Genomic DNA, 3,874 nt, shown 5'->3' with positions numbered 1-3,874 from the left:
AACCCCCTAACCGCTACAAAGAGCCGTAGCGGTAAAAAACAAAGACAAAGAGAAATGAACCTATGCCACAGATCAAACGAACCAAAGAAATCAAAATCCGATTAACCGAAGAAGAACATCAAGCACTTTTGGAGCGAATGGAAGGCAACCAGTTAGCAACATGGATTAGAAAAACAGCCCTTTCTCAGAAAATAGCCAAGCCGTACAAAAATGCTGATCCTAAACTTTTAGGAAGTTTAGGGCGTATTGGTGGCAACTTGAACCAGTTAGCCAAACAAGCCAACATCCTAGACAAAGACACCGACAAGCTAAGAGTATTCGCACAGCTCGCCGTCATAAGGGAACAACTAAACGAGGTACTAAGTCGCCATGATAGTTAAATTCCTCAAAAATAGGGGCAATGGAACAGCAAAAGCCACCATGAACTACTTACTAGGCAAGGATAACGACCGAAAAGGGGCTAGATTGCTTGCTGGTGACCCTGAACTGACCCAAAGGCTATCAGATAGCCTAAACTTCCAAAATCGCTATACAGTGGGTGTATTGAGCTTTGAGGAGGGTAACCTACCTGATGAACAGAAAAGAGCCATTATGGAGCGATTTGAGGGCAGTCTGTTAGCAGGGCTAGACAAAGACCAATACAACATGACTTGGATAGAGCATACAGACAAAGACCGCTTAGAACTTAACTTCGTCATTGCCAATCAAGAATTAACCACAGGTAAACGCCTACAACCCTACTACGACAAGGCAGACCGCCCACTGGTTGAGAACTGGAAACAGGTTATTAACCATGAGTATGGACTAACTGACCCCCACGACCCCACCAAAGCACAAGCCATCAAGACGCTAAACCGCCAGAACTTGCCAAAGGACGTGCAACAGGTCAAAGAGCAGATAGGGCAAGCCATAGCCCACCAAATCGAGCAGGGCAACATCACAGACCGCAAAGGCGTTATAGACACCCTAGAGCAAGCAGGCTTTGAGATAGCAAGACAAACAGATAAATCAATCAGCATTAAGAACCCAGACGGCAAGCGAAACATACGACTAGAGGGCGTTATTTATGAAAATAGACAGCTTGGTAAAGAACTTGGAGAAGAACACCGCAGAGCAAGACAAGGCTATGCAGAAACAAGCGCAGAGCGTTACCGAACAGCACTTAACAAGCTACAGTATGCTATTGAGGTCAAGCAGGAACGAAACCGAGCAAGCTTTGGCAGAGAATATCAAACTTATCAAAGAGAGCAGAACCGCCTTGCAACAGGCATTGGCATGGAAAACGATGCTAGGGGGGCTGATGGGCGTTCTACTGACCGTATTCCTCATTTTGTTAGCAATGAACCTATGGACTGGGTTCAGTCTAAAGAACAAGAGAGCAGAGCTAGCAGAGGTACAGCAGAATATCGAGCAGACACCAGTACAAGCTCAAGCACTGGCGAAAGTGAACATAGGCAAAAACGACAATGGGACGCTTTGGATAGAAGCGAAGCAGAAAAAGAAAGCGGAAGTCGGCAAATCAACGAATGGCAAGCCTTTAATGATGCTGGAGTAAGACAAAATGAACAACGACTTTTTAACACGTTGCAACGAGCTAGCAGACGCACTGGAAGCCAAGCAGAACAAGCAAGAGATACAAATACAGCGATTGACCGCAGTCAATCAGCAATTACAGACACAGAACGGCAAATTACTAGCACAAATAGAGAGATTGCAAGCAGAGAACAGCAGGCTCAACAACGAGAACAACACGCTCAACAAGTCATTGAAGCAAGTCGCCAAGCGGAAAAGGTGGTAAGTCGTAGTAGCGGTATGAAACGCTAACGCCCTTCGGTTGTTGGGTTGAGTTTAGCAGTTAGGTCTAAACGATAAAGCTGTTTAGATCTAACTGCTAAACTCGACCTTATTCATTAAAACTATTGACTAAATTTTCACTGATTGTAGTTTTAATAATTAATTTTTCAGGTATTTCTACCTCCTCACCAGTTTTTGGGTTTCTGCCTAGACGACCTTTACGCCTAATCTTTTGAAAGTTGGCAAACCCTATTAATTTCAATCGCTCATCTTCATCAAGTTCAGTTAGCGAATTACCCAAAACCTCTAAAACTGAATTCAATATAACCCTTGCGTCATCTTGATTAACATTCAGCTTAGGTGCTAATTCTTTGATAACATCTAGCTTGTTCATAACGGCTTATCCTTTGTTGTAAATGGGTGAGTAGCCCACAAGTTTGAGTATAGGAAGGTATTTTTTATATTGTTCTTTGTGTTGTAACTCTCTGAATATGTGGTCTTTAGCATCATACCAACTGTTAAAATGACAGCCTAATTTGCTACCTAATTCATGAACCTCACTTGTCATATTGTTTTTATAACAGTATGCGGTGATTGTGCCAGCGAAACGACCTGCTTGTTTTTCTGATAATGGGTTGGGAACTGATGATAACTCCTTATCCGTTGCACCAGTAAACATATCAACGGTATCAGCGTCCCTAAATGGGTCTTTAAACTCCTTCTTTTTGGCTTTTTGATTGTCTTTTATCGTTATTATGAAATGGGTAATAATCCGCCCTACCTTGTCTTGATCAAGGGTCAGCGTAAAGTCGCCCTGCTTGTTTATCTGCTCGATAGACGGTAATAGCACCCACCTTTTGAACTCCGCAGTCTTTGGGTATTTATCAGCACAGCCAAAAAATTCCTTCCATTCGTCCAATTCCATAATAATTTGAGGATGTTTATTACCATTGGTAGGCTTTGCCCCCTTCCATTTGTTTACTAACTCATAAAGCCGTTTAGCATGAAAACCGTCTAGGTCATTGGTTTTGAGGTAATCATATTTAGTATATGCTTCGCCCGTCTTACCAATCAGATACGCTAAGGGGTCAGAAAACATCAGATAAATAAATCCGTTTTCATCTTGGTAAGCAACTGCCTGCAACCAATTGAAGTGCATTTTCATCGGTTTATGAAAGCCCTTAGGTCTTGCGACAGAATAAATATCCTCCTCCCCTGCGACCTTCTTGTTCTCATCAACGTAAATGGTGCATTTCAACTTACGTTCATGAAGCCTTCTAGCTGTTTGCTTGAGTATGTCATAAGCATACTTTTCGCTAACTTGGTTAGCTATGGCAAACTCCTTAGCAGTTATAAAAACCTGCTTACCGTTAGTTCGTTGACCATGTAGCTTGTTAATTGCCAAAGTTAATAGATTATGTTCCGCTGGTGACAAATCATAAGCACCCTCAATCAGTGCATTAGACTTTGATATAACAATCTCTTTACCTTCTACATAGAAATTTGGTTGCGATACAAATTCAGACATAATGAAACCCAAAAAAAAATGACGTGAATTGTATTTTAATCTACATATATGTAGAAGGTCAATACAACTACATTTGGATTCAGGGGTTTCTACATTTATATTCAGGGGTTTCTACATTTATATTCAGGGGTTTCTACATTTATATTCAGGGGTTTCTACATCAATGACCCTGTAAACCCTTGCCCTGTATAGCTTTGCCATTCCTTATAATATAATAATATAAATAAAAGAATAATAAGCAGTTAGTTTTTTAAAAAACAAAAACAAAAACAAAAACAAAAGCAAAAGCACGACCTAAACCAACCAATTGGAACTAAATAAACACCTATTCATAGTTAGAAATGATAGTATTAATATAAAGGGCAAGGACACATACAGGGGACTTTCGTCTAATCCCTGTATGACCTTGTAAGGGGAAACCCCTTAACCCCCTAACCGCTACAAAGAGCCGTAGCGGTAAAAAACAAAGACAAAGAGAAATGAACCTATGCCACAGATCAAACGAACCAAAGAAATCAAAATCCGATTAACCGAAGAAGAACATCAAGCACT

The 3,874-nt window shown here is 41.0% G+C and carries 4 protein-coding genes; 2 read left to right on the top strand and 2 right to left on the bottom strand.

All coding sequences use genetic code 11. From position 1 onward, the window contains the following. Window positions 1-62: 62 nt before the first annotated feature. Both E2R51_RS20465 and E2R51_RS20460 read left to right on the top strand, forming a co-directional pair. On the top strand, window positions 63-380 hold the full coding sequence (locus tag E2R51_RS20465) for a plasmid mobilization protein (protein WP_133378725.1): 318 nt from the start codon (window positions 63-65) through the stop codon (window positions 378-380). Continuing rightward, window positions 370-1,824, top strand: coding sequence for a relaxase/mobilization nuclease domain-containing protein (locus E2R51_RS20460; protein ID WP_133378724.1), 1,455 nt, complete (start codon window positions 370-372; stop codon window positions 1,822-1,824). The genes E2R51_RS20465 and E2R51_RS20460 overlap by 11 nt, the downstream gene beginning before the upstream one ends. Before the next feature lie 79 nt (window positions 1,825-1,903). Here the strand turns inward: E2R51_RS20460 and E2R51_RS20455 are convergent, their stop codons facing one another. Next, window positions 1,904-2,188: an HU family DNA-binding protein gene (locus E2R51_RS20455; RefSeq protein ID WP_133378723.1), complete on the bottom strand. Its 285-nt coding sequence runs from the start codon at window positions 2,186-2,188 to the stop codon at window positions 1,904-1,906. 6 nt (window positions 2,189-2,194) lie between these two features. Beyond that, window positions 2,195-3,322, bottom strand: coding sequence for a RepB family plasmid replication initiator protein (locus E2R51_RS20450; protein ID WP_133378722.1), 1,128 nt, complete (start codon window positions 3,320-3,322; stop codon window positions 2,195-2,197). Window positions 3,323-3,874 lie beyond the last annotated feature (552 nt).

Source organism: Jeotgalibacillus sp. S-D1, from assembly GCF_004358665.1.
Lineage (GTDB): Bacteria > Bacillota > Bacilli > Bacillales > Jeotgalibacillaceae > Jeotgalibacillus.
This window is presented reverse-complemented; position numbering and strand designations above follow the sequence as displayed.